This window comes from Halosimplex carlsbadense 2-9-1, from assembly GCF_000337455.1.
Classification (GTDB): domain Archaea; phylum Halobacteriota; class Halobacteria; order Halobacteriales; family Haloarculaceae; genus Halosimplex; species Halosimplex carlsbadense.
In genome coordinates, this window is record NZ_AOIU01000008.1 from 168758 (window position 1) to 193644 (window position 24887).

Genomic DNA, 24887 nt, shown 5'->3' on the forward strand with positions numbered 1-24887 from the left:
GCGGTCGGGCGACCACTTCCGCTCCGGTCCCGACAGTCTTTAGCCGGCCGTCGGCAATCTTCGGGCAGATGGCGAATTCGAACGCGAAGGGCGACCGCCGCGAGCGGGAGCTCGTCAACGAACTCGACGCGGCCGGCTTCGCGGTGATGCGCGCGCCCGCCAGCGGGAGCGCCACCGAGCGCGAACTCCCCGACGTGCTGGCCGGCGACGGCGAGGACTTCTACGCCGTCGAGGCGAAGTCGTCGGCGGGCGACCCCATCTACCTCGACGGCGAGGAGGTCGAGGCGCTCCTCTTTTTCTCGCGCAACTTCGGCGCCAAACCCCGCATCGGCGTCCGCTTCGACCGCGAGGACTGGTACTTCTTCCACCCCGGCGACGAGGCCGTCCACGTCACCGACGGCGGCAACTACCGCGTCAAGAAGGAGACCGCGCTGGCCCACGGCGTCGACTTCGACGAACTCGTCGGCCACTCCGAGAAGGTCACCTTAGACGAGGTGGCCGACGACGGCCCCGACCAGGGAACCCTCGACGTGCTCTCGGCGTTCGAACGCGGCGACCTCTCGAAGGAGGAAGCCGCCGAGATGCTGTAGCGTCGCGGTCCCCCGACGGGCCCGCGCTCGACCCCCCGGTTTCGTCTCGAACCCACCCCACCGCGGGCCGGAGGCGCGGCTCGCCGGCGTCGAAGACGGTCTCGTGCCCGGACACGAAGCGGACGACGGGACGCGGTCCGCCGGGTCGCCGCTACGCCGTGGCGCGCTCACGCAGATCTCGGTCGACGACCGCGGCGTCGTCGACCCGCTGCAGCCGTGACAGGGGAAACGAGTAGCGGCGCGGCGACTCCCGGCGGGCGAGGTCGCCCAGATACACCGCTTCGACCACCAGATCGTCGAGGGGGTAGCCCTCGTTGGTGGCGTAGTCGGCGACCGTCTCGCCGACGCCCTCGATGACGACCTCGTGCGCCCGCTCGGGCGTGACGCGGGCGACGACGAGCCGGTCGTCCGTTTCCCGGTCGCGAACCACGTCGCCGGGCTCCAGCCGGCAGGCCCCGCAGAGGTCGGGGGCTCCCTCGCTCTCGGGGACGAAGGTGTCGACGCCGCAGGCGTCGCAGACGGCCGCGCGCTTGCCCGGAGCGGGCACTCGGCGGGTGGTGATCTCGATGGCGACGCGCCGGCGGTGTTTGCACCGCTCGCCGCGGATCTGGTAGTCGGGGCAGGTACAGGTGCCCGCGGGGAGGTCGACGACGTAGGTCGCGCCGCTGGCGCTGTCGACGGCGTAGCGGCCGCCGCCCAGCGGGCGGACGGCCATGCGCTCGGTCCAGGCGCGGGCGGCCCGCTCGTCGAGCCGCCGAACGTCCGGTGCGAGTGCGGTCTTTCGGACCTGGGTAGGGGTACGTGATTCGGACATAGGCGTTCGGACGCTGGTGTTTATCGCTGTCGCGTCCACTCGAAACGTAGGTTCCGAACGCACCTAACTCCATCGCGGGTGTGCGCGCGCGGTGCCGGCGGTCGACGACGCCGATGCGTCGGCGGCCGGTCGGTGACCAGTGAACGCGCGCTTCGAAGCGCTTTTGCCCGGGCCGGGGAAATCCACGGCCATGGAAATCGACCGGAAGTTCGCCGTCGAACTCGGTATCTCGGCGGCCTCGGTCGTCTTGTTCGTCGGTGCGGCCTACGTCGTCAGTTCCAACTACGCCGACCCCGCCAACGTGACCGACAACGGCTCGGCTGCGCCCGTACTCCAGCCCGACGGGGGGCTCGTCATGGTCGGCGTCGTCGGCCTGTTCGTCCTCATCATGGCCGTCGCCGGACTGATCCTGTACCGGGCGAGCTTCGACGAGGCGTAGACGCCCTCCGCCGTCGCGCCGGAACCGCTCAGGCTTCGGCGTCTTCGGCTTCCCCGTCTTCTGCGTCTTCGGCTTCTCCGTCCTCGGGGTCCTCGCTCTCTCCGTCCCCGTCCTCGCGCGCTTCGCGCCAGTCGGTCAGGTCGTCCTCCTCGGCCTCGTCGAGCTGATGTTCGTAGTAGTTCAGCGGGTGAGACTCGTTGATCTCGTCTTTACAGATCTCGTCTTTGCCGATGCAGTCGCCGTAGGACTGCATCGTCGCACAGGCGGGCGGGGAGTAGTCCGTCGGGCTGGTCGCCCCGCGGATGTGGTCGACCTGATAGCGGGTCGCCTCCTCGCCGAAGCCCGGGTTGACCTCGAAGATATCGACGATCTCGTCGGTCGTCATACCGATGCTGGTCAGAAAGGAAGCGATGGCGAATCGCGAGTGGTGTTCGAGGTGGTCGCCCTGCTGGACCTGGTCGAGGAGGTGTTTCATGCAGGGCGGGAACAGCTCGGGAACGACGGTGTCGATGTCGCGGGTGAGGTCGAGCTCGGAGAGCCGCTCGCGGAGGTTCTCGGCTTCCTCGGCGAGTTCGTCGGCGATGGTCTCGGGGACCGAGAGGGGGAGGCCGTCGTCGACGCGGTGACGGACGGCCTGGCGCAACAGGGTGAGGAGCTCCTCGCCGTCGACCAGCACCTCGCCGTCGGCGAGCGCGCGGTTGACCAGGCGCCACTCGTCGCCTCGCTGGTCGGCGACCAGGTCGAGGTACGTTCCCACTTCGACGTGGAACTCCCGGGAGGCGCCGTCGCTGACGACGGCCGAGCCGTCGCCGACGGTCCCGTCGGCCGCCCGGACGCTCCCGGACAGGTCGAACTCCGCGAGCAGTTCCCGGAGCGTGAGCCGGGGCTTGCTGGCGGATTTGAACTCCGTCGTATCGGCGAAGTCGGCGGTGAAGCGCTCGAAGGCCGTCGCGGCTTCGGCCTCGGCGTACTTGCGCGTGAGAACGTGCTCGTCGACGAGCGAGACGAGGACGCGCGCGACCGGATAGGAGAGCAGTTCGATCCGGTCGATATCGTGGCTGTCGCCGACCGCGCCGTCCTCCAGCGCCCAGACCACGCGCTCGACCCCCCGTTCGACGACGGCGGCGTCCTCGGCGACCAGGGCCGCCAGGTCGACGCCCGCCTCGCCGACGGCCTGTCGCGACTCCCCCCGCCAGGGGTACCGGGCGTGGATGGGCTCGATTCGCATCGACCGCTCGTTGTTCCTACCGTCGAATAAAGCCGACGGTCAGCGGAGCGGCGTCGCCACTGGCTGGCGGTCGCGTCGGCGGGGGGGACGGTCGGCTACCGCTCGCTGCGCTGTCGACAGCGTCGACGTCGGCAGAAACGGTCGAGCGGTGCGGCGCGGGCTCAGTCCCGGTGGAGCGCGCGCAGTTCCTCGGCGACGGCCTCGCTGTTGTCGGCGTCGCCCTGGACGGCGCGCTTGTAGCGCTGGTACTCGCTGCGGGTGACGTGGATCTCCTCGGTTTCGCCCTGGCGGGTGACCGCCAGCCGAACGGTCCCCTGGGGGTTGTTGCGGAGCTTGAACGAGGCGACGGCCGAGAGGACGAACCACAGCGCGACGCTCCCGCCGACGAAATAGAGCATCGCCGTCGGGAACGCCATCGAGTCGCTGGCCTCGACCCACCGCTGGGGGTAGACGCGCCAGTACATGACGACGCCGGCGACGGTGATAGCGGCGCCGGCGAGCGCGCCGAGTCGCTCACGGCGGCTGGCGGGCAGGACGGCGACGACGCCGACGAACATCGCCGGGATCCCGAGCCCGGCGAGGACGCCCGCGACGCGGCGGGCGTCGGTCGTGCTCGTCGCGTCGAAGACGGCGGCCAGGTCCGTCGTCAACACGAGGATGGCGCTCACGACGGCGAGCGCACCGACGACGAACAGACCGCCGCCCGCCGACACGCGCCGCGGGTCGCGCCCGGTCCACTCCCCGCGGTCGTAGGCTTCCGAGAGACTGGGCATAGCCGACCGTTGTCGCCCGTCCTACAAAGCTACCCGTCAGACGCGCGCACGACGCCGCCCGCGGGGAAGTCGTCGGACCGGGTCGAACCGGTTCGGGGTCGAATGGGACGTCTCCGCACGCGGTGGAAAACGGTTTAGGCCACTGGCGACGATTCAGAGGTATGAGTCAGCAGGAATCGGAACCCCGCGACGGTGCGAGCGGAGTGGCCGACGACAAACCCGACGACCTCCCGAGCAGCGAGGTCACGAAAGGCGCCGAGCACGCGCCCCACCGCGCGATGTTCCGCGCGATGGGCTACGACGACGAGGACCTCTCGTCGCCGATGGTCGGCGTCGCCAACCCGGCCGCCGACATCACGCCGTGTAACGTCCACCTCGACGACCTGGCCGACGAGGCCTACGAGGGCGTCGACGAGACGGGCGGCATGCCGATCGAGTTCGGCACCATCACCATCTCCGACGCCATCTCCATGGGCACGGAGGGCATGAAGGCCTCGCTCATCTCCCGGGAGGTCATCGCCGACTCCGTCGAACTGGTGAGCTTCGGCGAGCGCATGGACGGGCTCGTCGTCATCGGCGGCTGCGACAAGAACATGCCCGGGATGATGATGGCCGCCATCCGCACGGACCTGCCGAGCGTCTTTCTCTACGGCGGGTCGATCATGCCCGGCGAACACGACGGCCGCGATATCACCATCCAGAACGTCTTCGAGGGCGTCGGCGCCGTCGCCGACGGTGACATGACCGAGGACGAACTCTACGAGATGGAACAGCAGGCCTGCCCCGGCGCCGGGTCCTGTGGCGGAATGTTCACCGCCAACACCATGGCTTCGATCTCCGAGGCGATCGGCTTCGCGCCGCTGGGCAGCGCGAGCCCGCCGGCTGAAGACGAGAGCCGCTACGAGGAAGCCCGCCGGGCCGGCGAACTCGCGACCGCGGTCGTCGAGGCGCGCCGTCGCCCATCCGATTTCCTCACCCGCGAATCGTTCGAGAACGCTATCGCCCTGCAGGTCGCGATCGGCGGCTCGACCAACGCCGTGCTCCACCTGCTCGCGATGGCCGCCGAAGCCGGCGTCGACCTGGATATCGAGGACTTCAACGAGATCAGCAAGCGCACGCCGAAGATCGCTGATCTGCAGCCCGGCGGCGAGAAGGTGATGAACGACCTCCACCAGGTGGGCGGCGTCCCGGTCGTCCTCAACGCGCTGTACGAGGCGAACCTGCTCCACGGCGAGGCACTGACCGTGACCGGCGAGACGATGGGCGAGGCGCTCGAAGCCTACGACCCGCCCGCGATCGAGGACGTCGACGCCGACTACCTCTACACCGTCGACGAGCCGAAAAACGAGCAGGGCGCGATCCGCATCCTGACGGGCAACCTCGCGCCCGAGGGCGCGGTCATCAAGATCTCCGGCGAGGAGTACCGCCGCCACGAGGGACCGGTCCGGATCTTCGACGAGGAGAGCGAGGCGATGCGGTACGTCCAGGAAGGGGAAGTCGACAGCGGCGACGTGATCGGCATCCGCAACGAGGGGCCGCGCGGCGGTCCGGGCATGCGTGAGATGCTCGGCGTCACGAGCGCGGTGGCCGGCCAGGGCCACGCCGACGACGTGGCGCTGTTCACCGACGGTCGCTTCTCCGGCGCGACCCGGGGCTTCTCGATCGGTCACGTCGCCCCGGAAGCGTTCGTCGGCGGCCCGATCGCCGCGCTCGAGGACGGCGACACCATCACCATCGACGTCGACGAACTCGAACTCTCGGTCGACCTCAGCGACGAGGAGATCGAGGCGCGTCTCGAAGACTACGAGCCCGAACCGAACTACGAGTCGGGCGTGCTCGCCAAGTACCACCGCGACTTCGGGTCTGCGGCAAACGGCGCGGTCACCAACCCCGGCGCCAAGTGGGACTAAGTCGGGACCGTCCGGCGGCCGCAGGCCGCCGGTGCTCCGGGTCGAGTGGAACGAGACCCGGTTTTTGCCCCATCTTTTTGCGTCGGGGGTGCCCACAGCGAGCGGGTGCGAGCGAGGACATCCCGTGCGGAAAACGGTGGCAGGGTGTATCTGCCTAATGTCATTTTCTTCGGAGATTAAGTTAGCACTACATTTATCGATGATTACAGTGACACCATCGTATGACTATCTGACGGGTCCGATTGGGCCGATGGTTAATTTCACTACTGATAGCTGGCGACACAAGGCATATGCGACAGGGGACCGTAGTGACGTGTATTGCCGGTCACGTATCGGGCCGACCGGCGTCGTCAATCGGATACGAGACATGAGAGACGAAAAGCAGGGGGACGAAGGCGACAGTGTCGACGCGCACAGCAGCGAAACCAGCGGTGTCACGTTCGACCACTACGACTGGGGCGAGGAGGACTCGCCGAGTATCGCGGTCGCGGAGGCCGTCGCGGCGGTCACGAACCGAAACGTGACGGCGCTCCCGCCGGTACAGGGGGTCGTCGACGCGGACGCGCTGGACATGCTCGTCCGCTCGGGCGACCCGCTGACGGTCAACGTCACAATCGACTACGCGGGGACCGACGTGACCGTCACGGGCGACGGCCGGATACGGGTCAGACCCCGGTCGGAGTGAGCTACTCCCGGCAGGCTTCGAGCAACTGCCTGGCGTGGCGTACGTGAAAGTCCTTCTCGTCGGTGTCCTCGGTATCGAGCGCCCGTTGCAGGTGGACGTCTATCCGCTCGATCGAGTCCGGATCGAGCGTCCCCAGCGGTGGCCCCTCCGTCGCCCCCGAAGTGCCTTGCGTGTGTCGCGTCATTGGTCCGTGCTATCTGGTAGCTCACGTACGGCCGGCTTATAGGCTTCGGTGTTGACACGTCACTGCGGAGACGGGCGGCGCGGCGACGGACTCAGAGGCGGTCGGCCACGGCGGGAGCGGCGCTGACGGCGCTGACCGGGCGTTCGATCGTGTCGGTGCCGAAGATGGCGGTCGTCCCGGCGCGTTCGAGTTTCGTCCGGGCGTCGGCGGCGAGCATCGGGTGGACACAGGTGACGAACACGCGGGCGGCGCCGCGGTCGGTGAGGACGGCGATGGCCTCGCTCATCGTCGACCCCGTCGCGACGATGTCGTCGACCAGCACCACGTCGCGGTCGGCGACCGCGGCGTCGCTGGGCTCGACCGTCACCGCGCCGGTGTCGTAGTCGCGCTCCTTCTCGAAGTAGTCGGTCGAGCCGCGACCGTAGGCGTCGCGGGTCGTCGCCGCCAGGTCGATGGCGCCCTCGTCGGGCGAGAGGAAGAGCGGGTCGGCCAGATCGGCGGGCAGCGGGTCGGCCAGGCGGCCGGCGGCGTCGACGGGCTCGGCGGGAACCGTGAAGAAGTCACAGACGGCGGTCTCGTGGGGATTGACGGTGAGTACGCGGTCGGTCCCCGTCGAGACGGCTCGGGCCACCGCCCGGGCCGAGACGGGCTCGCCATCGGAGAATGCCGCGTCCTGGCGGGCGTAACCCATGTAGGGGAGGACCGTGGTTACCTCGTTCGCGCCGGCCTCGCGGACGGCGTCCTGGAGCTGGAGCAGTTCGACGTGGGCGTCGCTGGAGACGGTGGACCCGACGACGACGGCGTCGTCGGCCGCAAAGTCGGTGAGGGTGGCCTGGAGTTCGCCGTCGGGGAAGCGGTCGTACTCGACGGCGGCCAGGTCCCGACCCGTCGCGTCGGCCAGTGCGGCCGCGAACGCCTGTGACGTGGACCCGCTGACGATCATGTCCGGGGGGTCGCGTTCGCCGGTAAACACCGTTTCGGTTGCAGCGGACGGTCGCCCGCGACCGGCGAACCGGGGCGTCGACCGGCGAGTGACCCCCCAGAATCGACGCTGAGAACTGGTTCGACATCGTCAAGAGGGACAACCGGATACGGGCCGACGATGCCCGCGACGACCGATGCGGCCGGGGGCGACGACGGCGACGGTGACGGCAGCGACCGTGACGACGCGACCGACTCGCCGCTCGGCTCGCCGACGCGTCGGGCGGTTCTCGCCGGCGCGGCCGGACTCGGGGCCAGCGCCGTCGGTCGGTCGACGGCCGCGCCCGGCGAGCGGAGGGGTGACACCGTCGGCGAGCGAACTGACGCCGCGACCGGCGCGGACGGCGCCGCGGCGGTGACCGTCGCCACCTGGAACTGCTATCTCGGCGTCGACCTGTTCGACCTGTTCGACGCCGACTCGCTGTCCGAGGCGCGGTCGATCGCCGGGGACCTCCTCGCCGAGGCGCGGCGCCATCCCTACGCCGCCCGGGCGGACGCGATCGCCGAGCGGTTGCTCGCCGCCGAGGCCGACGTGGTGGCGCTCCAGGAAGCGGCGGTCGTCCGGACCCGGCCGCTGTTCGGCGAGGGGAGCGGGGAGACGGTCGTCGACATGCTCGACCTCGTGACCGCGGCGCTGGCCGACCGGGACGGCGCCTACGAGGTGGCAGCCACCGCCGTCACGACCGACGTGTCCGTCCCGGCGGAGTCGGACGACGAGTGGCTGGACGTGCGCCTGACCGACCGCGTCGCGCTGCTCGTCCGCGAGGGGGTTGACGTGCGCGACGCGGGCTCGGGCCGCTACGACGCGCAGGCACGGTTCCCGATACTCGGCGACGACCTGACGGTGACGCTCCGGCGGGGGTACTGCCTGGCCGACCTCGTCGTCAACGGGACGGCCCTGACGGCCTGTTCGACCCACCTCGAATCGTCGAAGTCGGGCGTCCGCCGTCGGCAGGCCGCAGAACTGGTCGACGTGCTCCCCGCCGAGGGCACCGTCGTCGTCGGCGCGGACCTCAACAGCGGACCGGCGGCCGGCCGCGACGCCTACGAGACGGTGACCCGGGCGCTGACCGACGCGGCGGCCAGCGTCGCGCCGCCGGAGCCGGGCGACACCTGCTGTCAGCCGGCGAACCTGCGGAACGAGCGCCCGCGCTTCGGCAGCCGCGTCGACCACGTGCTCTCGCGCGGCCCCGCCCCGACCGCGGTCGAACGGCTCGGCGCCGACCCCGCCGACCGCGTGGCGGCGACGGTCGACGGCGAGCCCGTCACCGTGTGGCCCTCAGACCACGCCGGCGTCGCCGCGACGTATCCGATCGCGGAGCCGTCGCCCACTCGGTCGCCGACTCCGACCCCGGTGGGGAGTTCGACCGCGGCGCGGGGCCCGGCGTCCACACCGACCCGAACGGGGAGCCGGACGCCGACACCCGCATCGGCCGCTGGCCGGACCGACTCGGCGACGAACGCGTCGGTGGGCTCACCGACCCAGCCCGCCGGGACGACCGACGGGGCGGGCGCCGGGTTCGGCCTCCTCTCCGCGGCGGCGGCGCTCGTCGCCGGCGCGCTCGCGCGCGGTCGAGACGGCGACGGGAACTGACGAGTCGTCGATCGCCTCCGCCGTCCGTCGCCCCTCCGGGACCGCTCTCCCCCGAGCGGTGACCGCTCAGGCCACCGCGAGCGCGACCACGCCGGGGAGTCCGATCGACCGCGAACGCCAGCCGCCAGCGCCGTCGGCGGTCGTCTCGGGGTCGGCCTCGACGAGGAAGGTCCCGCCGGCGGTGACCGCGTAGACGCACTCGCCGTAGTCGACGCCGACGACCGGCTCCTCGATCGGCAGGTCCACGGCTCCCCACCCCTCGCCGTCGCGTTCGAACAGCGCGTCGGCCGTCGCGGCGTGGGCGTGGTCGCCGCCGGCGGCGACCGCGCGGAAAGCCCCCTCGCGCTCGCGCAGCCAGCCGTTGCCCAGTCGGTACAGCCCGTCGTCGGTCGCCGCCAGCGGGACGCCGTCGGCGACCGCCACGTCGCGGGCCGCGTCGAGCCCCGCGTTCGCGAGGCCGTCGCCGTCGACTCGCCAGACGCCGTCGGCGGCGGCGACGAACCCGTCGGCGATGGCCCGCACGTCGGCGACCGTTCCCAGGTCCGTCCACTCGTCGCCGCGGTAGCGGGCGACTCGGCCGGACTCGTCGGCGGCGAGCACGTCGCCCTCGCGGTCGGTCCCGACGGCGACCGCCGGGCCGAATTCGAGCGGCTCGAACTCCTCGGGGCCGACGAGAACTGCTTCGTCGGTGGCGACGACGACCGCGCCGTCGACCGTCGTCACGTCGCGAGCGTCCGCCCGGTGGGCGAGCCCGAACCGACCCACCTGGTCGCCCGAGACCCGCACGGTCGCTACGCCCTGTCCCGTCGCGAGGTAGGCGACCGTCTCCTCGCGACGGTCGCCGTACATCCGTTTCTCCTCGATGGCGCTCATACGGGGAGTGGGCGGCCCGGCCGTGAAAACCTGCCGCCGCATCCGTTCGGCGACGCGGCCACCTCCGTCCGCTGGGCGTGTTCGACGGAGCGCAGCGGCCGATCGAATCCGGCGCGGCGGGCGTTCCCGATACCGAGCGACGGCGGGCGTTCAAAGCGAGATTTAACCTTCGGGTAGGGATATATGGGCGCGGACGGATCGATCGGGACGGAGAGATGTCGGGACTCATCGACCGGATCCAGGACCGGACGGCGACGAGCGACGAGCGACTGCGAGTCCTCGACGTCGAGGGCGAGGAGACCGACGACGTGCTCGACGCGCTCGCGACGGACACCCGGCGGGCGGTCTACCGGACGCTGTTCGAGCGGCCGCGCACCGCCTCGGAGATCGCCGACGCCGTCGACACGTCCGTCCAGAACGTTCACTACCACGTTTCGAACCTCGAAGCCGCCGGGCTGGTCGAGCCCGTCGACTCGCGGTACTCCGAGAAGGGCAACGAGATGACCGTCTACGGCCCGGCCAGCGACCCGCTCGTGATCGTCGGCAACGAGGAGGTTCGCCCCCGCGTCCAGCGGACGCTGACCGACGTGGTGGGCGGGATCGGCCTGCTCGGGGTCGCCGCCCTGCTCGTCCAGTGGGGCGCCGAACGGGTCGCCCGCCCCTCGATCGGCGGCTCGGGCGCCGGCCCAGCCAGCCCCAACGCGACGATCGGCGAGCCCGGCTCGCTGGCCTGGGTCGTCTTCGACGTGGTCGAACCCGGCGTCCTCTTTTTTTTCCTCTGCCTCGCGGTGGCCGCGCTCGCGGCCCTCGCGCTCGACCGGTAGGCTCCGACTTCCGAGAGTTCGGCTCCACCCTGCAGCGACCGGTACCGCGCGAACGAGCGGTCGCCGTCCGCATCGACGACTCAGCGGTGAGCGACCGGTGCGCGCCACGACGAACGGGACGACCCAGCAACGCTCGGGACGACACAGCGAGACCGTCGGTCCGGCGTCGACCGGGCACCGGCGGTAAAGGTCGCGAGGCCCGAGAGACGGAACGGTGAGCGGGAAGCGGAGAACGCGGACGAGAGAGAAGGCAGGAGCAACAGTGAAGCGAGGGAGGAAGGACGAGAGCCCGAGAGGAACAGCGGAGCGCAGGAGGGTGAACGGAAGCGTGGGCGGCGGTCAGTCGCGGACGAAGCCGAGGAACGTGGCGACGCCGCCGAAGGCGATCAAGCCGCCGACGGCGAGCGCGCCGAGGCCGGCGAGGGGTGAGCCCGAGCCGCCCTCGGCGGCGACCGTCGCGCCGTTGGGCCCGGCGGGGTCGGCGGGCGGGTCGTCGGCGGTGGCGGTCGGGGCGTCGTCGCCCGCGCTCCCGTCGTCGGCGAGGACGACGAGCGTCCCGATGGCGTCGGGCTCGCCGTCGGCCGCGGTCCCCGCCGACACCGAGACGTCGTACTCGAACGGGTCGAGCGAGCCGTCGAGGGTGGTCTCGCTCGTGACGTTCGCCGGGCGGGTCTCGCCGGCTTCCGCGACGGCGAGGACCGGTCGGTCGGCGTCGGCGGCGGCTCCCGTCCGGACGACGACGACCGCGCGGCCGTCGCCGTTCGTGTCGCGGACGACGGCGCTCGTCTCGTAGTTGACCGCTCGTTCGTCGCCGAGCGTGACCGTCAGCGCGTCGGCGTCACCGAAGGTGACGGGGATCCGAACCGTGTCACCGCTGGCGACCTGGGCGACGCTCTGGACCTGGATCTCGTCCGTATCGAGCGGCGTCGCGGTCGAGCCCTCGCCGTCCGGGCCGGGCGTGGCCGTCGCGGTCGGACAGCTGTCCTCGCAGTCGGCGACGCGCCCGTAGACCTCCGCGAGCGCCTCGCCGTCGCCACGGACGGACACCTCGAGGGCGGTGCCGACCGGCACGTTGCCGAAGTCGAACGGCGCGGAGAACGAACCGTCGTCGCCGACGGTGGTCTCGGCCTGCATGAGGAACGGCGACTTATCCGAGCGGGAGGTCACCCGGATCGAGAGCGTCGTCCCGGGGTCGAGCGTCGTCTCGCCGGCGATCGTCTGCCCCGCGCCCGCGTCGACGACGACCTCGCCGTCGGTCGTGTCGACGGTCGTCCCGTCGTGGAGCGGGCGCGGCGTCGCCGTTCCGTCGTCGCCGTCGGCCCCGCCCGCCGAGTCGCCGTCGGCGCTCAGCAGCGCCAGCGTCCCGATGGCGACCGGATCGGCGGGGTCGCCCAGCGCGAGGTCGTAGGCCGTGGGCGCGAGCGGGTCGTCGGTGCCCGCGAGTTCGGTCCGGTCCTCGATGGCGTCGTCGCCGGCGACCGTGAGGTACGACTCTGGGCTGCCCTCGTCGACGGCGGCGGTGTCGAAGCGGACGACCACGGTCCCGTCGCCGTCGGCGTCGGTGACCGTCGCATGCGCCTCGAAGTTCTGGTCCTCGTCGTCGGCGTCACCGATCACGAACTGGACGCCGTCGCCGGACGCGCCCGTCGTGTTGACGGCGATCTCGGCCGTCTCGCCCTGCCGGACCGTCGTGATCGACTCCTCGAAGGAGGGACCGGAGTCGGCGCTCCTCGCCGCGTCGGCGGCGACGACGCCGGCCAGCGGGCTCGTGACCAGCGTCGCGACGAGGAAGACGAGGAGCGCGGGGCGGACGCCCCCGCGAACTCGCGCGACGAGGCCGTCGGCGGTCATCCGACCACCCCCGTGGGGCGGTCGCGAGCGGGCGGGGCTATCGGCGGACGGTACGTCGGTCGGAGGCCGGTCGCGGGCGACCGGTCAGGGTGGCAGTCGTCTCTCATCGCACTCGGATCGTCAGTCGGAACACAAATACCACTCCCGTAAGCTTCAACCTGGCTTTGATCGGTCCCCGGGACGGGCCGAACAGCTTCGGCGACCGGCCGCCGGCCCTGCGCGGCCGGGACACACGACCGTTGGCCCTTTCACCGTGGATCCCCTACGGAAAGCGATGGCAAACCTCGAACTGTACGAACTCGAAGGCTGTCCCTACTGCGCGAAGGTCACGAGCAAGCTCGACGAGCTCGGTCTGGACTACGAGTCGCACATGGTGCCCCGGTCGCACTCCGAGCGGACCGAGGTCGAGGACGTGAGCGGCCAGACGGGCGTCCCCGTCCTCGTCGACCCCGACAACGGCGTCGAGGGCATGCCCGAGAGCGACGACATCGTCGAGTACCTCGAAGAAGAGTACGGTAGCTGATCGAGCGCGAGCGGAGCGAGCGCTTTTTCGCCCACGTTTTTGCGCGAGTGGTACCCGTAGCGAGCGAAGCGAGCGAGGATACCCGAGCGGAAAAACGTGGGACTGACATCGTCGAGTACCTCGAAGAAGAGTACGGCAGTTAGAATCTCTCTCGGCCGTTTTCGGTCCGTGCGCCGCTACAGGTAGTCGACGGACTGTCCGTCGAGGCCGTCGAAGCCCTGCCGTTCGTGGGACCACTCGAAGGTGTCCGCGTCGCGGCGCTCGGCGAGGAAGTCGACGATACGCTCGCCGACGCCTTCGCCGTACAGATCGGGGCCGGACCGGAGGCGCTCGCGCACGGCGTCGGTTTCGAGGACGTGCGTGACCGTCTCGTGGACGAACTCGCCGGAGACCGGCGGGACGAGCAGGTTCGTCTCGGCGTCGAAGACCGTCTCCGGGCGGTCGGTGTTGAACCGGGCGGTGAGACAGCACGCCTCGTCGATGTAGTTCAGCTCCTCCTGCATGCTGCCCGAGTCGGTGAGTTCGGCGAGACACTGCCCGGAGCGGAGGAACTCGTAGACGTGGGCGTGTTTCTTCCAGAGCCCGGTGAAGAGGAAGTTGTCGCGCTCGTCGGCCAGCCGCTGCAGGCGGTCGCGGTAGCCGTGGCGTTCGAGCGCGTGACGGGTCGCGGTGAGTTCGACGAAGTTGACGTTGTAGCCGTCTTCGACCAGCGCGATCACGCCCTCGACGAGCGCCCTGAATCGGCCGGGCAAGAGGTTCGCGCGGCGGTGTACGTCGACGCGGATCCAGTCGTCCCGCGCTTCGAGGACGGGGTAGACGTCGAAGACGCTCTCGCCGTCGTGGTCGGCCTTCATTTGAATCGCGTCGACGACGGAGTTGCCGACGACGGGCATGCGCTCGTCGCCGTCGACCTCGGGGGGGTAGCCCTCCGATTCGAGGTGCTCGCGGTTGAGTTCGACGGGGGCGAACTGGTAGCGGGCGGCGGCCGAACCGACGAACGTGTCGTACTGCTCGGGGAACGGCTCGGTGCGGTCGACGCGCCACTCGCCGTCCCACTGGGCGTCGACGAGCGCGGCCGGGTCGGGGTACCCCTCGGCCGTGTCGGGGACGGCGTCGTAGTCGGGCGCCATCCCGCGGAGGCCGGCCTCGTTGTGGGCCACCTGCTGGTTGGTGGCGAACAGCCAGGCCTGCGGGAAGATAGCCGCGGCGTGGGTGTCGCCGTGGACCAGCGGGAGGACGGTCGTGTCGGGCCACTCCGCGAGGCGCTCGGCCAGCTGTTTGACCGCGAGCATCATCTGGGCGGTCTTCTCGCTGAGGTCGCCGCGGATGCCCAGGTCGGCGGCGATCGCGGGTTCGAGATCGTACTCCTCGAGACCGTGACCGAGCAGGTCGTCGTAGTGCTGGCCGGTGTGGACCACGAAACAGGGGAGGTCCCGCTCGCGGGCGGCGGCGACGACCGGCGCCTGTTTGTAGAAGTCGGGCTTGGTCGCGGTGACGACCGCAAGGACGAACTCGCCGCGGTCCATCTCCGCGGCGAGCCGGTCGTCGTAGAACATCGGGTCGGCGTCCATACCCGCCCTCTGGCCGGACGCCGCTTGTACGTTACCATCTTTTTGACGGGTGGGTTCCCGCAGGCGCGCTCTGCGTGCCGAGGAAACCCGGCCGACAGAGACAGGGGTAGAGATGGGTGGGCTCGCTCCGTTCAGCCGCGTGACTCGCCCTCGCTACGCTCGCGCGAACCCTCGGTACAAGTGAACGATGTAGCAGAACCGGATACAACACACCCAACTCTCGGCACGAGTGATATGCAAGATGGAGCGCAAGAGGCCAGCACAGCGCCCCATTGTGTTCAGTTATTTCACACCGAACTGTCCGCTACTCGGTACTAAAATACATCAGTAGTTACTCGCCAAAGAGACGATACTCGATTCACTGGGAGAGGCTACCCGATTGCAGTATTTCGGGTATTGAGATTCAGTATCCGTGTGTCCCAAGAATAATAGCAACCGAGCCTGTACCCGCGAGCCATCATGGAGAAGGGACCCAACACCAAATTGAAATCTTTGGTTATCTCGTGTATGCTTCTGGGCACTGTTTTCACCGGCGTCCCAGGGACAGCAGCAGCAGCGGGCAATACGGCGACGAATGGAGCAGGAAACTTCCAGATTAGCGCGTTTAACGCACAGGGATCACAGGCGGTCGACGGGGTAGGAAACGTCGTGAAAAACAGGATCGAGGACAGCTATGTGTCCGGTCTCAGTATCTCAGCCCCCATAGCAAACTACTCTCCCGATGCGGGGACTCAACAGGTGAAATACTATTTTGACCACAACCAAGATGGGAAATTCAATTCATCGGAACTAATAGTTAATAAGACGGTGTCGATAGGCTCCAACGGAATCAGAGGGACACCCACCGTCGGCCAGTTTGTCACACTCAGCGAAGACGAAGAAATAGAGGGAGCCATCGCAGGACACGGCAACAACAGCATCGGGGTGTACTACCATCGGCTCGAAACTGCGAATGATACGGTCACGAGGCCAGTAGTGGTTAGTAGCACGCCGCAGTACAGGCCTGTAAATCAGGATGTCCGGAAAGTCGCGATTCGTTTAGCAACCGAGAAGGAGAATCAGTCGGTCGACGAAATCGAAATCCAATTTAAAGAAAGTATCAGTAGCGGTCAGTTGCGCGTCAACGTCAAAGGAGGTCTACCGCCGACTGGTGAAGAAGACTTTGCGAACATGACTTCAGATGTCGAAAACGTCTCAACAGAAGATACAACGTTGGATACGGTCGGTATTATCCCGCCTGATCCCGATTCAGACGCCAACGTGAATGTGACACTCGACAAATCGAAATTCGATAACCCTGCAGAGTCGCTCAGACTCGTCAGATATAACGAATCTGCTGGTGATTACGAAGAGATTCCGACGAGCGTTCTGGGCGAGAACAGCACTACAGTAACAGTGACCGGGAACACTCCTGGATTCTCTAATTTCACTGTAGTCGCCGACGAGTCAGTGAAAGGCACAGAGACGGACAGTTCGGAAGAATCTGATTCTTCCGATGACGGAGAAGCTGCTACCTCCACTCCGACCGAAACCGCCGCACCCACCCCGACTGAGACTGCTACACCAACCCCTACCGAAACCGCCGCACCCACTCCGACCGAGACTGCCGCACCCACTCCGACCGAAACTGCCGCACCCACTCCGACCGAAACCGCCGCACCCACTCCGACTGAGACTGCCACCTCCACACCAACCAAGACCGCCGGATCCACTCTAACCGAGACCATCGAACCCACTCCGACCGAGACCATCGAACCCACTCCGACCGAGACTGCTGCTCCGGCTCCAACCGAGACTGCCACTCAAGCCGAAGTGGCAACGGCGACTGAGTTCACACCAGAAGACACCGAACTACCAACAACCGGCGCGACTGGACCCGGATTCACACCTGTAGCTGTGATACTTGCGTTGATTGGTCTGATATTCATTTTTCGACAACAGAGCTCTAGCTGATCACGAGTCGATCCCCCACGAAGTTCGCGAGTCCGCATTCTCAGAAAATCATCGATCCAGTGTCACACACAGAAAGCTGCTCGGGTGCAGATACTGATAGAGAGAGAGACTATCAAAAGGGTGTTGCCGACAAGGGCGAGACAGTAGTATTAGACCCACACTCGAAGTACCGAGTTCGCGAGATTACGAACTGGCTGGAGTGGGCTCGTCGCACGATGGCCTGTATTGGACGGCCCGATCAGTTATCCTGTCGGACAAGCGCGCTCTATCTTGCACAACTCCGAGAATATATAAAATGTCTATCAGGACCTGCAGTAGGCTGTTCGCACACCGAACCGGACGGCATCGTGCATCAGGCCGGACAGACGACGCCCGCCGAACCGTGACCGGCAGGAACGCCTGTGACCCGCCCCGTCGACTCTCAGGCCTCGGGGTTCGGGTCGAAGATCTCGGTGTTCTCCTCGCCCTGCACGTCGATGACGGCCATCGCGCCCTTGCGGGCGACCCGCGAGAGGGCGTGGTCGACGAGCTTGATCGGGCCGGGGACGGGGTAGTGCATCGTGGCGATGGCAGTCGAGCCGGGCTGGACGGGCGTGGTCTGGATGTTCCGCTGGGGCCTCCCTCCCAGCCCGCCCTGCGGGTAGACCTCGTCCCAGACGCTCCCGATGGGGTGGAAGGAGCTGGCGAGGTTCGGGCCGCCGACGCAGTAGTACACCCGCGCCGTCTCGCCCGTCTCGGCGGCCATCTCGGCGTAGTTGTCCGGCGTGATGGCGTACTTCTCGCCGTTGATCAGGACGTAGGTGGGCTCCTCGCGGGCCATCGCGCCCATGTCGAAGGTGTGGTGGCCCTCCTGGCCGGTCTCGCCGTCGGTGTACACCTCGTGCTGGCCGAGGTAGAACTCGCGGTCGACCTCGGGGAGGCCGTCCTCGGGCTCGACGAGGATGATGCCGAACATCCCCGAGGAGATGTGGTAGTCCATGTTGGCGACGGCGCAGTGGTAGATGAACGCGCCGGGGTAGGTGACCTCGAAGCGGACGCGCTCGGTCTCACCGGGGGCGACGTTCGTGGCCTCGGCGCCGCCGCCGGGGCCTCGCACCGCGTGCAGGTCGACGTTGTGGGGCATCCGGTTGCCCTCGGCGTTCGTGATCGTCAGGTCGACCGTGTCGCCGACGCGGGCGCGGATCATCGGGCCGGGGATCCGCTCGTCGAAGGTCATGTACTCGAAGGTGACCCCCGGTTCGATCTCGGCGGTCACCTCCCGCGTGGTGAGTTCCGCCTCGACGGTCGCCGGTTCCGACCGGTCGATCGGGTCGGGGATCGCCGTCGGATCGGCGGCGACCCGGTCGACCGTCGGCGCCTTCGGGGCGTCGAGCGACCGGGGTTCGCTGTCGACCTCGGTGACGGTGACCCTGTCGTCGGGGATCTCGCCGGCGCAGCCGGCGACGGCCGCGGCGCCCGCCGCGGCGCCGGTCTTCAGGAACGTTCGACGGGTGGATTTGGGGGTCATGGCCGGGTACATTCGGATGTGAGTTAACCACACGGATAAGGGGGGACGCGGGTTCCCGCCCGGATAGGATCCGGCCGAACGCGTTCGTCGCCGAGCGACGGCGTTCCCAGTCTCCGGGAACGCCCGAGGGTGGTTATTTGAGAAAGGCGGCAACGGTCGTGTATGAGCACGGACGACGGTATCGACGAGGGGCGTCGTGACGCCATGAAGACCCTCGCTATCGGGGCGACGGTCGGGGGGCTGGCCGCCGCGGGTGCGCGGCCGGCCGCGGCCCAGTCGACGGATCTGACCGACTGGTTCTCGAACGTGGGCAACGCCGACGGCGTCGTCGACGAGACGGGCAAGAGCGAGGTCACCGTCGAGGTCGGCGTCTCGGGCAACAGCGGCCCGTTCGCGTTCGGGCCCGCGGCGGTGCGGGTCGACCCCGGCACGACGGTCGTCTGGGAGTGGACCGGCGAGGGCACGCCCCACAACGTCGTCGCCGAGGACGGCAGTTACGAGAGCGAGATGATCACCGAGGCCGGCGCCACGTTCAGCCACACCTTCGAGAGCGAGGGCGTCTCGAAGTACGCCTGTACGCCGCACAAGGTGTCGGGGATGAAAGGCGCCGTCATCGTCGGCGACGCCGACGTGACCGTCTCCTCGGGGAGTTCGACCGCGACTGCCTCCGGCGGGGGCGGCGGCAACGAGACCAGCGGGAGCGGCTCGGGCGGGTCCGGCGGGAGCGGCGACTTCGTCGAACCGGACTACGAGGGGTGGTTCGACGGCGTCGGCAACTACGACGGCACGGTCGACATGACCGGCCAGGACGAGGTGACCATCGAGGTGGGCGCCGAGGGCAACAGCGGTCCGTTCGCGTTCGGGCCCGCGGCGGTGCGGGTCGACCCCGGCACGACGGTCGTCTGGGAGTGGACGGGCAAGGGCGGTCAGCACAACGTCGCCGGCGAGACCCACGACTTCGAGAGCCCGATGCAGGGCTCCGAGGGCGACACCTACGCGCTGGAACTCGACGGCGAGGGCGTCGTGAAGTACGCCTGTACGCCGCACAAGGCGGCGGGGATGAAGGGTGCGGTCGTCGTCGGCAATCCCGCCGCGGCGAGCGGCGGCGGCGCGGGGATCGACCTCTTCAAGACCTCGCTGTGGGGGCTGGCCGGCGCCATCGTCGCCGCGCCGTTCGTCGCCAGCCAGATCGTCGCCAGCAAGCGGGCGGACGACGACGACGAAGGGCGACACCGCGGACCCCGCCAGCCCGCCGACTGATAACGACGAGCGATTTTCCGGAGCGCCGACGGGTATCCCGGCGAACGCGTCGACTACCGGTCGGTCGGATAGTGCGTCGATCGGCGGTCGCTGGGGGGTCGCGCCGTCACCCGGCCACGACTGGCGCAGGTCACCGAACGTGCCCGCGAGCGTGCCCGCCGTTCAGACCTCGGCGAGGAACGACCGCAGTTCCGCCGTCGCGAACTCGCGGCGGTCGCGGAAGACGCAGTGGCCGGCGTCGTCGACGTGTCGCAGTCGGCCGTCGGGGATCGAGTCGACGGCCTCGCGGTCGCGCTCGCGCGCCTCCTCGTCCACGTCCGCGCGGAAGACGAGCGTCGGCGCCTCGATCCCGGGGAAGGTCTCCTCGGGGTCGACCCAGCCGCTCGAAAACACCTCGGTGATGTTCGGGCTGACCCGCAGGCGCGCGTCGGCGAGCAGGCTCGCCAACTCCTCGTCGCCGGCCGCGACGTGACCGGCGAGTTCGTCGTCGGCTTCGAGGAGCTGGGCCTTGCTGTGGTCTTGCCACCACAGGATGCGGTCGCGGACCCCCTCGATCTCCGCGTCGTCCATGCGCTCGTCGCCGCGGTTCTCGGCGTTGTGGCCCAGTAGGCAGGCGGGGTCGACCGCGACGACGGCCCGCGGCCGGCCGGGGTCGAGCGCGGCGGCCGCCAGCACGGTATCGCCGCCCATCGAGTGCCCGAAGTAGGTCGGGTCTTCGACGCCGAGCCCTTCGAGTAGCCCGATCAGGTCGGCGGCGCGCGTGTCGGCGTCGTACCCCGATTCGGGGGCGTCGGAGTGGCCGTGACCGCGGGCGTCGTAGCAGATCACGTCGTAGTCGTCGGCGAGATCGCGCGCGAGCGGCAGTCGACACCGGCCGTCGTCGAAGACGCCGTGCGCGACCAGCAGCGGCGGGCCTGATCCGCCGCTGCGGTCGTAGTGCAGTCTGACGCCGTCCGCCACGTCCACGTACCCGCTCGTCCAGTCGGCCGGCGGGTGCGTCTCCACTGGCATGTATCTCCTACGCGGATCGGGCGCAAAAACGTGCGGGCACCGGAAGCGATCGACCGTTCTGTCGCCGCGCGGGCGACCCGAGGAAAAGGCACATGGGCCCTCGGTCCGGAGTGTCGGGTATGTCAGAGCGGACGGACGAGCGGGTCGAGGACCTCGGCGACATCGACGGTTCCGACGGCGACGTGGGGTTCAGCGACGACGAACTCGGCGTCGACGTGGATTCGCTGACGAGCGGGCCGGACGGCGCGAGCGGCGGGCCGGCCGCGTCGCCCGCCGAGAGCGAGTCGAGCGCCGCGTCCGACACCGACTCGGGGCCGAGCCTGCGCTCGCGGCTCACGCCCTCGATCGGTCGGCCGAGTCTCGGGATCAGCGTCCCGTCGCTGCGCTCGTTCCTGCTCGCCGCCGTCGTCGTGATCGGCGGGATGTTCGTCGGGAGCGCCGTCCCCTTCATCGGGTCGGTCACCGGCCTGGTCGGCCTATTCTTGGGTGCGTTCCTCCTCGGCGCGATGAGCGGAACCCGCCGATACGTCCCGGTCGCGGTGGCCGGCGCGGCCGCCGCCGTGGTCGCGACGATGATGCAGGGCGTGCTCACGCTGACGGCCGTCGAGAGTCTCGGCCTGGCGCCGACCGCCGCGCTCGGCGCGACCACGGGTATCCTCGTCGCCGTCGTCGGCCACTACTTCGGCCGCGACCTGCGCGACGGGCTCACCCGCGAGGTCTGATCCTGAACGCTTACGACGCCGGAGGCGACAGATACGGTCGATGGTGACTGGCGAGTCAGACACCGAGAGCGGGCCCGTCGACGTACTCCGCTACGAGACCGACGACGCACCGGTCTACCGCGCGGCCCCGGCCGGGGAGGGCGAGGCGATCGTCGCGGCTCACGAGCGAGAGCGTCGCAAACGCCGGGTCGGCCGACTGCTGGCTGCCGGACTCGTCGCGCTGGGGATCGCCGCCTACGGCGTCCTCAGCGACTCGCTGGCGCTCGCGGCCGCGGGCGTCGCGCTCGTCGCAGTCGCGTTCGCCGTCGGCGGCGACGACGCCGAGGAGGCGGTCCCCGAACTCGTCGAGCGAAACCAGTTCAGACGCGACGCCGAACGAGCCTACGACCTCGAGGAGTAATCAGTCCGGTAGCGACCATTCGTCGCCGTCGCGTTCGGCCACGTCTTCTTCGGCGAGCCGTTCGAGGGCCTCCTCGACGACCTCTGGCGGCGCCTCGACGCGGCGGCTCACCGCCTCGACGGTGCCCGAGCGAGTCGCCAGCGCCGAGACCACGTCCCCGAGCAGCCGGGCGTCCTCGCCCTCGAACTGGTCGGTCAGCTCGCCCATCACCTCGGCGAGGCGGCCGTGGACCCACCGCTGGGCGAGCGAGAGTTCGCGATCGAGATCCTGCAGGCGGTCGAGTTCCGCGGCGAGTTCGCCGGTGTCCGAATCTTCCTGGACCTCGGCGTCGATGGAGATGTGCCGGCAGGTGGTCACGTCGATTGAACTGCCGGGATAGGCGCTCTTGGTGCCGAACTGGTAGGGCGAGACGGTCACTTCGAGACGGAGGTTGCGCGCGATGCGGAAGTACTTGCGGCGCTGGTCGTCGACGCTGCTCTCGACGAGCCCGGCCTCGTCGAGCCGTTCGAGGTGGTCGATGACCGCTTTCGGGCTCACGCCGATGTACTCGCTGATCTCCGTGACGTAACAGGGCTTGTGCGCGAGCAACCGGAGGATCCGCCGACGGTTGGCGTTGCCCAGCAGGTCGAGCAGTTCGGCGGAGTCCATTCACCTGAGGTTCGCGATAGAGAGTGAAAAGCGTTTCCCCGCCGTCCCGACGCCGTCGTGCGACCGTTCCGGGCACCGTGAGCGGTCACCGCGACGCCGCGTCGTCGGCCCCCAGTCGCGGGAACGCCCGGGCGGCGAGCCCGACGGCGACGACCGACGTTGCGACGCTTCCGACGGCGAGGACGACGCCCGAGGTGGTGAACCCGCCGGCCGAGAAGAGCGCCCCCGTCTCGTAGCGCAGCGGCGGGTGGAGGCCGAACCCGTAGTCGACGAGGTCGTTACCGAGGGCGAGCGCCAGCGCGAGGCCGAGCGCGCCGGGCGTGGTCCGCCCGAAGTGCGGCAGGAGGTACGCCTCGGGAATGAACAGGAGGTGGGTGACCAGCACCCCGAAGTAGCGCCACACGTCGGGGTAGTACAGGCCGAAGTGGAGGTTCAGCGCGAGCGCGAGCCACAGCCCGGTCTCGACCAGCCAGACGAACGAGATCGTGTACAGATAGGCGAGTACGAGGTTAGCGGGGGCCGCGTCGAGTCGGCGGCCGAGGTTCGGTAGCAGCGTGGCCAGCGCCAGCGCCATCAACAGCGTCGCGACCGGCGAGTCCATGTACACCGGCCACGCGAGCGTGTCCACCTCGGGCAGCGTCTCCAGGTAGAAGAACACGCCGACGAACACGCCCGCGACGTTGGCGAACACGAGCCAGAGGAGACTGGGCGCGTTCTCCAGGTAGTACCGCGCCCATCGGCGCGGGATCACGGCGTGGCGACCGGCCGCTCCCCCCTCCGCCCGTTCGTCGCCGACCGGCGACTCGTCCATAGACGACCCCGAGTCCCCCGGCCACATAGCCGTATCGAAGCCGTAGACGACCCGCGCCCCTCCCCCGTCATCCCGCTGACCGGTCCTGTCACGGTCCCACCGCGGTCCCGTCGTGCGGTCTGAAAGCACGCCGGTATAAGGCTACCGGGGAAGACTTATCCGTTGCCATGGTTGTGATCCACTCGCACAGCAATGTTCGAACAGTTCTCCAGCGGCTACTACCTGGGGCGGCTCTACGTCGAACCCAGAGAGGGCGACGCGGCGGCTATCGCCGCCGCCCAGCACGAGCAGGTCAACCAGCAGTTGTACGCGGGCGAGGGGGTCTCCCGGACGGACCTCCCACTGGTAATGAAACTGGAGAACACACACTTCACCGTCTACGGCGACGAGCGCGTCCCTGCCGACACCATCGCCATCCCCGAGTCGCTCGTCGAAGCGACGAACGTCCGCAACCCCCCCTCGCTCCGGGAGGTGTTCCTCGCCAAGGCCGAGCGCGCCAAGCAACTGCTCTCGGTCGCCGCGGGCACCCCGACCAGCGAGGAAGCCATGGACGACGCCGTCCCCGACCACCCCGTCGACGGGGAGTTCGGCGGGCCGACCGGGATCTGACCCGGCGCTGGGACCCCGCATTTTAACCGCACGCGGCGTCCCCATCCGGTGATGTTAGACCGGGTGCTCGGTCGCGCCGAACTCAAAGAGCGCATCGCGGAGTTGGAGGACGAACTCGACAGCCGCGAGCAACAACTGGAGGCCGAGCAACGCCGCCGCGCCGACGCCGCCAGCGACCGCCAGGACGCCGAGGAGCGGGTCAACCGCCTCGAAGACCGCATCGCCGAGTTGGAGGGCGAAGTCGAGCGGCTGCGCGACGGCCAGGCCGGCGCCGACCGGTCGTTCGCCGCCGAGGAGACGCTGCGCGACGGGCGCCTCCGCGCGGTCCTCGACCGCCTGGAGTCGGTCGAGACCGACCCCGAGGGCGCGTTCACCGCGTACGTCCCGGACGGTCACGACCTGTCCGAACCCGTCCGGGAGGCCTTCGGCGACCGCGCGGCGCTGGTGGGCCGCGCCGCCCCCTGTCTCGCCGTCACCGACGACGCCGCACTGGTCGACAGCTGTCTCTCCGTGCCGAACCCGCCCGAGCCGTTCGCGGAGTGGAGCGACGCCTTCGCGTTCGACCGGTCGTGGTTCGAACCCACGGGCTCGTTCACGTTCGCCCTCGTCCGCTCGGATCTGTTCGCCATGGGCGAGTACGACGGGGACGAGCGAGTGGCGTTCCAGGGGTTCGACTCCGAGTTGAAGAGCCAGCACTCCAAGGGCGGCTACTCGCAGGCCCGCTTCGAACGGCTGCGCGACGAGCAGATCGAGAATCACATCGAGCGCTGCCAGGTGGCGCTGGAAGACCGGGAGACCGAGCGGCTGTACGTCGTCGGCGAGCGCACGGTGCTGGACGAGTTCGAAGAGGTGGCGGACGGGGTTTCGTCGGTCAGCGCCTCCGGTGAGCCCGAGCCCGCTCTCGACGAGGCGTTCCGGGAGTTCTGGCAAGTACGGTTGCGAGCGTTGTAGACTGTGGCGGAGTGAAAATCGGAACTTCCGCGAGCAGCACGGCCACGAACAGCGTGACAGCACCGAGTGCGAACGGAACAACAGCAACCGCAGACAGCGTGAAAGCCCCGCTCCTTTCATTCCCACCCGCACAGACTGGCCGATCAGCCGACATGGGCGGGAATGAAAGGGGCAG

25 protein-coding genes are annotated in these 24887 nt (G+C 69.1%); 13 read left to right on the plus strand and 12 right to left on the minus strand.

The genetic code is table 11. From position 1 onward, the window contains the following. The first annotated feature begins 68 nt into the window (after positions 1 to 68). Positions 69 to 590, plus strand: a complete 522-nt coding sequence (gene hjc, locus C475_RS03595) for a Holliday junction resolvase Hjc (RefSeq protein ID WP_006882404.1) — start codon at positions 69 to 71, stop codon at positions 588 to 590. 151 nt (positions 591 to 741) lie between these two features. Here hjc and C475_RS03600 read toward each other — a convergent pair whose 3' ends face one another. After that, the gene (locus tag C475_RS03600) at positions 742 to 1404 is read right to left on the minus strand and encodes an SWIM zinc finger family protein (protein ID WP_006882405.1); all 663 of its coding nucleotides are present in this window, start codon (positions 1402 to 1404) and stop codon (positions 742 to 744) included. 190 nt (positions 1405 to 1594) lie between these two features. Between C475_RS03600 and C475_RS03605 the strand changes: the two genes are divergently transcribed. After that, positions 1595 to 1843 carry a DUF7472 family protein gene (locus tag C475_RS03605; protein WP_006882406.1) on the plus strand — a complete coding sequence of 83 codons (249 nt, stop codon included), beginning with the start codon at positions 1595 to 1597 and terminating at the stop codon, positions 1841 to 1843. A 28-nt stretch (positions 1844 to 1871) separates the two neighbouring features. On the opposite strand, the gene priL is transcribed toward C475_RS03605, so the two are convergent. Together priL and C475_RS03615 are read right to left on the minus strand one after the other, a co-directional pair. Continuing rightward, positions 1872 to 3065: a DNA primase regulatory subunit PriL gene (gene priL / locus C475_RS03610; RefSeq protein WP_049930037.1), complete on the minus strand. Its 1194-nt coding sequence runs from the start codon at positions 3063 to 3065 to the stop codon at positions 1872 to 1874. A 167-nt stretch (positions 3066 to 3232) separates the two neighbouring features. After that, a complete protein-coding gene (locus tag C475_RS03615) occupies positions 3233 to 3844 on the minus strand; it encodes a DUF7139 domain-containing protein (protein ID WP_006882408.1) in 612 nt (203 codons plus the stop codon). Between the two features lie 161 nt (positions 3845 to 4005). On the opposite strand from C475_RS03615, the gene ilvD reads away from it, so the two are divergent. Both ilvD and C475_RS03625 read left to right on the plus strand, forming a co-directional pair. Continuing rightward, a complete protein-coding gene (gene ilvD / locus C475_RS03620; RefSeq protein ID WP_006882409.1) occupies positions 4006 to 5754 on the plus strand; it encodes a dihydroxy-acid dehydratase in 1749 nt (582 codons plus the stop codon). A 367-nt stretch (positions 5755 to 6121) separates the two neighbouring features. Beyond that, on the plus strand, positions 6122 to 6439 hold the full coding sequence (locus C475_RS03625; RefSeq protein ID WP_006882410.1) for a HalOD1 output domain-containing protein: 318 nt from the start codon (positions 6122 to 6124) through the stop codon (positions 6437 to 6439). Position 6440: 1 nt separating this feature from the next. On the opposite strand, the gene C475_RS03630 is transcribed toward C475_RS03625, so the two are convergent. Both C475_RS03630 and prs read right to left on the minus strand, forming a co-directional pair. Continuing rightward, positions 6441 to 6623 (minus strand): hypothetical protein, encoded by a 183-nt coding sequence (locus C475_RS03630; RefSeq protein WP_006882411.1) that lies wholly within the window; start codon positions 6621 to 6623, stop codon positions 6441 to 6443. Between the two features lie 91 nt (positions 6624 to 6714). Next, positions 6715 to 7566 carry a ribose-phosphate diphosphokinase gene (prs, locus tag C475_RS03635; protein ID WP_006882412.1) on the minus strand — a complete coding sequence of 284 codons (852 nt, stop codon included), beginning with the start codon at positions 7564 to 7566 and terminating at the stop codon, positions 6715 to 6717. 159 nt (positions 7567 to 7725) lie between these two features. Here prs and C475_RS03640 point away from each other — a divergent pair, with 159 nt between their 5' ends. Then, the gene (locus tag C475_RS03640; RefSeq protein ID WP_006882413.1) at positions 7726 to 9198 is read left to right on the plus strand and encodes an endonuclease/exonuclease/phosphatase family protein; all 1473 of its coding nucleotides are present in this window, start codon (positions 7726 to 7728) and stop codon (positions 9196 to 9198) included. Positions 9199 to 9264: 66 nt separating this feature from the next. Here C475_RS03640 and C475_RS03645 read toward each other — a convergent pair whose 3' ends face one another. Beyond that, entirely contained in the window at positions 9265 to 10071 is an 807-nt protein-coding gene (locus C475_RS03645) for an HVO_0234 family beta-propeller protein (protein WP_006882414.1), read from the minus strand. 215 nt (positions 10072 to 10286) lie between these two features. Here C475_RS03645 and C475_RS03650 point away from each other — a divergent pair, with 215 nt between their 5' ends. Continuing rightward, positions 10287 to 10895 carry an ArsR/SmtB family transcription factor gene (locus C475_RS03650; RefSeq protein WP_006882415.1) on the plus strand — a complete coding sequence of 203 codons (609 nt, stop codon included), beginning with the start codon at positions 10287 to 10289 and terminating at the stop codon, positions 10893 to 10895. A 339-nt stretch (positions 10896 to 11234) separates the two neighbouring features. On the opposite strand, the gene C475_RS03655 is transcribed toward C475_RS03650, so the two are convergent. Beyond that, complete coding sequence (locus C475_RS03655; protein WP_006882416.1) at positions 11235 to 12746, minus strand: BGTF surface domain-containing protein; 1512 nt, start codon at positions 12744 to 12746, stop codon at positions 11235 to 11237. A 274-nt stretch (positions 12747 to 13020) separates the two neighbouring features. Here C475_RS03655 and C475_RS03660 point away from each other — a divergent pair, with 274 nt between their 5' ends. Further along, the gene (locus tag C475_RS03660; RefSeq protein ID WP_006882417.1) at positions 13021 to 13269 is read left to right on the plus strand and encodes a glutathione S-transferase N-terminal domain-containing protein; all 249 of its coding nucleotides are present in this window, start codon (positions 13021 to 13023) and stop codon (positions 13267 to 13269) included. Between the two features lie 176 nt (positions 13270 to 13445). Here C475_RS03660 and C475_RS03665 read toward each other — a convergent pair whose 3' ends face one another. Next, positions 13446 to 14840 (minus strand): UDP-N-acetyl glucosamine 2-epimerase, encoded by a 1395-nt coding sequence (locus tag C475_RS03665; protein WP_006882418.1) that lies wholly within the window; start codon positions 14838 to 14840, stop codon positions 13446 to 13448. 459 nt (positions 14841 to 15299) lie between these two features. Between C475_RS03665 and C475_RS23735 the strand changes: the two genes are divergently transcribed. Further along, entirely contained in the window at positions 15300 to 16793 is a 1494-nt protein-coding gene (locus tag C475_RS23735) for a hypothetical protein (RefSeq protein ID WP_161625162.1), read from the plus strand. A 421-nt stretch (positions 16794 to 17214) separates the two neighbouring features. On the opposite strand, the gene nirK is transcribed toward C475_RS23735, so the two are convergent. Beyond that, entirely contained in the window at positions 17215 to 18300 is a 1086-nt protein-coding gene (gene nirK, locus C475_RS03670; RefSeq protein WP_006882419.1) for a copper-containing nitrite reductase, read from the minus strand. Between the two features lie 162 nt (positions 18301 to 18462). Here nirK and C475_RS03675 point away from each other — a divergent pair, with 162 nt between their 5' ends. Further along, a complete protein-coding gene (locus C475_RS03675) occupies positions 18463 to 19560 on the plus strand; it encodes a halocyanin domain-containing protein (RefSeq protein ID WP_006882420.1) in 1098 nt (365 codons plus the stop codon). A 162-nt stretch (positions 19561 to 19722) separates the two neighbouring features. Here the strand turns inward: C475_RS03675 and C475_RS03680 are convergent, their stop codons facing one another. Continuing rightward, positions 19723 to 20571, minus strand: coding sequence for an alpha/beta fold hydrolase (locus tag C475_RS03680; protein WP_049930000.1), 849 nt, complete (start codon positions 20569 to 20571; stop codon positions 19723 to 19725). A 119-nt stretch (positions 20572 to 20690) separates the two neighbouring features. Here C475_RS03680 and C475_RS03685 point away from each other — a divergent pair, with 119 nt between their 5' ends. After that, entirely contained in the window at positions 20691 to 21293 is a 603-nt protein-coding gene (locus C475_RS03685; protein ID WP_006882422.1) for a hypothetical protein, read from the plus strand. Between the two features lie 40 nt (positions 21294 to 21333). Then, positions 21334 to 21693: a hypothetical protein gene (locus C475_RS24205; RefSeq protein ID WP_006882423.1), complete on the plus strand. Its 360-nt coding sequence runs from the start codon at positions 21334 to 21336 to the stop codon at positions 21691 to 21693. On the opposite strand, the gene C475_RS03695 is transcribed toward C475_RS24205, so the two are convergent. Both C475_RS03695 and C475_RS03700 read right to left on the minus strand, forming a co-directional pair. After that, entirely contained in the window at positions 21694 to 22341 is a 648-nt protein-coding gene (locus tag C475_RS03695; protein WP_006882424.1) for an ArsR/SmtB family transcription factor, read from the minus strand. A gap of 85 nt (positions 22342 to 22426) precedes the next feature. Further along, positions 22427 to 23152: a DUF1405 domain-containing protein gene (locus tag C475_RS03700; RefSeq protein ID WP_006882425.1), complete on the minus strand. Its 726-nt coding sequence runs from the start codon at positions 23150 to 23152 to the stop codon at positions 22427 to 22429. A 192-nt stretch (positions 23153 to 23344) separates the two neighbouring features. Here C475_RS03700 and C475_RS03705 point away from each other — a divergent pair, with 192 nt between their 5' ends. Together C475_RS03705 and C475_RS03710 are read left to right on the plus strand one after the other, a co-directional pair. Continuing rightward, positions 23345 to 23761 carry a DUF5802 family protein gene (locus C475_RS03705; RefSeq protein WP_006882426.1) on the plus strand — a complete coding sequence of 139 codons (417 nt, stop codon included), beginning with the start codon at positions 23345 to 23347 and terminating at the stop codon, positions 23759 to 23761. A gap of 51 nt (positions 23762 to 23812) precedes the next feature. Further along, positions 23813 to 24712 (plus strand): Vms1/Ankzf1 family peptidyl-tRNA hydrolase, encoded by a 900-nt coding sequence (locus tag C475_RS03710; RefSeq protein ID WP_049930002.1) that lies wholly within the window; start codon positions 23813 to 23815, stop codon positions 24710 to 24712. Positions 24713 to 24887 lie beyond the last annotated feature (175 nt).

Excerpts from the sequence above, each read along its gene's own strand:
- C475_RS03630 (WP_006882411.1), bottom strand. The coding sequence starts at position 6,623 with ATGACGCGACACACGCAAGGCACTTCGGGGGCGACGGAGGGGCCACCG.
- C475_RS03660 (WP_006882417.1), top strand. The coding sequence starts at position 13,021 with ATGGCAAACCTCGAACTGTACGAACTCGAAGGCTGTCCCTACTGCGCG.
- C475_RS03675 (WP_006882420.1), top strand. The coding sequence starts at position 18,463 with ATGAGCACGGACGACGGTATCGACGAGGGGCGTCGTGACGCCATGAAG.
- nirK (WP_006882419.1), bottom strand. The coding sequence starts at position 18,300 with ATGACCCCCAAATCCACCCGTCGAACGTTCCTGAAGACCGGCGCCGCG.
- C475_RS23735 (WP_161625162.1), top strand. The coding sequence starts at position 15,300 with ATGGAGAAGGGACCCAACACCAAATTGAAATCTTTGGTTATCTCGTGT.
- C475_RS03645 (WP_006882414.1), bottom strand. The coding sequence starts at position 10,071 with ATGAGCGCCATCGAGGAGAAACGGATGTACGGCGACCGTCGCGAGGAG.
- C475_RS03600 (WP_006882405.1), bottom strand. The coding sequence starts at position 1,404 with ATGTCCGAATCACGTACCCCTACCCAGGTCCGAAAGACCGCACTCGCA.
- hjc (WP_006882404.1), top strand. The coding sequence starts at position 69 with ATGGCGAATTCGAACGCGAAGGGCGACCGCCGCGAGCGGGAGCTCGTC.
- prs (WP_006882412.1), bottom strand. The coding sequence starts at position 7,566 with ATGATCGTCAGCGGGTCCACGTCACAGGCGTTCGCGGCCGCACTGGCC.
- C475_RS03655 (WP_006882416.1), bottom strand. The coding sequence starts at position 12,746 with ATGACCGCCGACGGCCTCGTCGCGCGAGTTCGCGGGGGCGTCCGCCCC.
- C475_RS03710 (WP_049930002.1), top strand. The coding sequence starts at position 23,813 with ATGTTAGACCGGGTGCTCGGTCGCGCCGAACTCAAAGAGCGCATCGCG.
- C475_RS24205 (WP_006882423.1), top strand. The coding sequence starts at position 21,334 with ATGGTGACTGGCGAGTCAGACACCGAGAGCGGGCCCGTCGACGTACTC.
- ilvD (WP_006882409.1), top strand. The coding sequence starts at position 4,006 with ATGAGTCAGCAGGAATCGGAACCCCGCGACGGTGCGAGCGGAGTGGCC.
- C475_RS03650 (WP_006882415.1), top strand. The coding sequence starts at position 10,287 with ATGTCGGGACTCATCGACCGGATCCAGGACCGGACGGCGACGAGCGAC.
- C475_RS03700 (WP_006882425.1), bottom strand. The coding sequence starts at position 23,152 with ATGGACGAGTCGCCGGTCGGCGACGAACGGGCGGAGGGGGGAGCGGCC.
- C475_RS03680 (WP_049930000.1), bottom strand. The coding sequence starts at position 20,571 with ATGCCAGTGGAGACGCACCCGCCGGCCGACTGGACGAGCGGGTACGTG.
- C475_RS03615 (WP_006882408.1), bottom strand. The coding sequence starts at position 3,844 with ATGCCCAGTCTCTCGGAAGCCTACGACCGCGGGGAGTGGACCGGGCGC.
- C475_RS03625 (WP_006882410.1), top strand. The coding sequence starts at position 6,122 with ATGAGAGACGAAAAGCAGGGGGACGAAGGCGACAGTGTCGACGCGCAC.
- C475_RS03640 (WP_006882413.1), top strand. The coding sequence starts at position 7,726 with ATGCCCGCGACGACCGATGCGGCCGGGGGCGACGACGGCGACGGTGAC.
- C475_RS03605 (WP_006882406.1), top strand. The coding sequence starts at position 1,595 with ATGGAAATCGACCGGAAGTTCGCCGTCGAACTCGGTATCTCGGCGGCC.
- C475_RS03705 (WP_006882426.1), top strand. The coding sequence starts at position 23,345 with ATGTTCGAACAGTTCTCCAGCGGCTACTACCTGGGGCGGCTCTACGTC.
- C475_RS03685 (WP_006882422.1), top strand. The coding sequence starts at position 20,691 with ATGTCAGAGCGGACGGACGAGCGGGTCGAGGACCTCGGCGACATCGAC.
- C475_RS03665 (WP_006882418.1), bottom strand. The coding sequence starts at position 14,840 with ATGGACGCCGACCCGATGTTCTACGACGACCGGCTCGCCGCGGAGATG.
- C475_RS03695 (WP_006882424.1), bottom strand. The coding sequence starts at position 22,341 with ATGGACTCCGCCGAACTGCTCGACCTGCTGGGCAACGCCAACCGTCGG.